We start from the raw sequence: 1,515 nt of genomic DNA, 5'->3' as shown, positions 1-1,515 counted from the left end.
CGTGGGAGATTCGTCTTAGGGGGCGGTGGAGTTGCTGCGCGCATCGCTTCCTTGGTCCGGCGGCGCGGCGCAGGAGTTGCTGCTGGCCCCATGCGGCCGTATGGCCTGGGCTTGTATGCGAAACCCTGCAGCGTAGCGATCACGCCGCCGCTCTTCAGGATCGCTCTTCAGGAACTCAGCTACTTCGGCCTCGAGGACGGCGGACCGCTCTTTGTTGCGCTGAATCGTGCTCAGCTCTGGACTGATCATCAGCTTGCACCGTAGAGCGCGAACAGCACGAAGCCGGTGGCGATGGCGGCGGTCCAGCGCAACATGTGCGTGGCGATTGACGGCTGGCGCACTGGCTGGGCTTCCATCTGCTCAGCGGCCCTGCAAGCCGCGCTGTGGCCACGAAGCACGCCGCGCACATCGCCGGTCGAGCGCTCGACGATGCCGAACTCGTTATTGCCATTTGGCACGACCGTGAAGCGCGGCAGAGCTGCCGGGTTCTTGCGGCCGACCTTGTCGTAAAACTCGGCAGTGGAAAGGGTGCAGCGCTGGCGCAGGCCTTCGAGGATTGCACGACGCTGGCTGATTGTCTGGTGCATATGAGGCTCCTTGACCGCATTGGCCAGATGCCAGGCACGGGTGACCAAACCCAGCCGTGAGACTGGCCTGGCACCTGCCGATGCGGTCGTTTGATTTAGGGGAGGGGTACTGCAGGCTTGAAGCTGCATTGGAATGTCGGTCCGCACCATTTTTTGCAATCGACGTCCGGGCTTCGCCACAACCTGATTGCTCTGGAGACGCTTTTTTCATGTCCCGCCGACATTCCGATGCAGCCTGGCGCTATGACAGGGTTCGGGCAGTTTTCGTCAGGCTGACGCTGGCGCTGGTTGTCAGATAATCGCTGTCAGGATCTTTGAGCCATCGGGGGCAGTGCTGGTGATCGACATACCCATCATGTGATTAGCTCCCTGCTGAATTGCTTGGGCACACCGTTTGTAGCGAGGGTCAAATACGTCATCGCCATCTGGCAGATGGGTTGTACAGGTCAGCTTGGAACAATCCTCGCCATTCGGCCCCTCGCCGTCGTGGGCAATGCTGAAGCTCGCGACCATCGCGATACCGTTCTGCCTGGCAATGTCGACGATCTGCTTAATCAGAGGGCTGATCTGATCGTCGTAAACTTGTTCTTTGTTCATCGTTTTGCTCCGACTGGTGTTGATGATTTTTAGCAGATCGCCGCCACTGGCCTCAGCTTGTCCGAGCCCTTACGGCTGATCTTCTGTTCGTACCCGCCCCGGCGTGACTCGGGGGCTCTGCGCTCGCGCCTCATCGATTCATCGCCCAGCACCGCGTGCAGAACGATCANGACCGACAGCCGCTTGACGACCGTGCCCGGCGCAATGCCGAACGTTCGGGCGATTTCCTTGGCTGTGCAGCCCTGGGCGGCTGACAACAAATACTGCAACTCTCGCGGCGCAAGACCACGGCCGAGGTGGCCTCTCCATGCCCCGCATACGATGGTGGTAT

2 protein-coding genes and 1 pseudogene are annotated in these 1,515 nt (G+C 60.6%); all 3 read right to left on the bottom strand.

Annotation, left to right across the window (positions count from 1 at the left end):
* Positions 1-249, bottom strand: a pseudogene (locus tag AO388_RS28335) (hypothetical protein); the annotation flags it as partial.
* Positions 249-587 (bottom strand): hypothetical protein, encoded by a 339-nt coding sequence (locus AO388_RS02240; RefSeq protein ID WP_016980840.1) that lies wholly within the window; start codon positions 585-587, stop codon positions 249-251. The gene AO388_RS02240 and the pseudogene AO388_RS28335, both read right to left, overlap by 1 nt.
* Positions 588-878: 291 nt before the next feature.
* Positions 879-1,184, bottom strand: a complete 306-nt coding sequence (locus tag AO388_RS02235; RefSeq protein WP_058416003.1) for a hypothetical protein — start codon at positions 1,182-1,184, stop codon at positions 879-881.
* Positions 1,185-1,515 lie beyond the last annotated feature (331 nt).

The organism is Pseudomonas sp. ICMP 10191 (assembly GCF_001467335.1).
In the GTDB taxonomy this organism is placed as follows: domain Bacteria; phylum Pseudomonadota; class Gammaproteobacteria; order Pseudomonadales; family Pseudomonadaceae; genus Aquipseudomonas; species Aquipseudomonas cerasi.
Note: the sequence above shows the minus strand (reverse complement) of the source record. Positions and strands in the feature narration are given on the sequence as shown.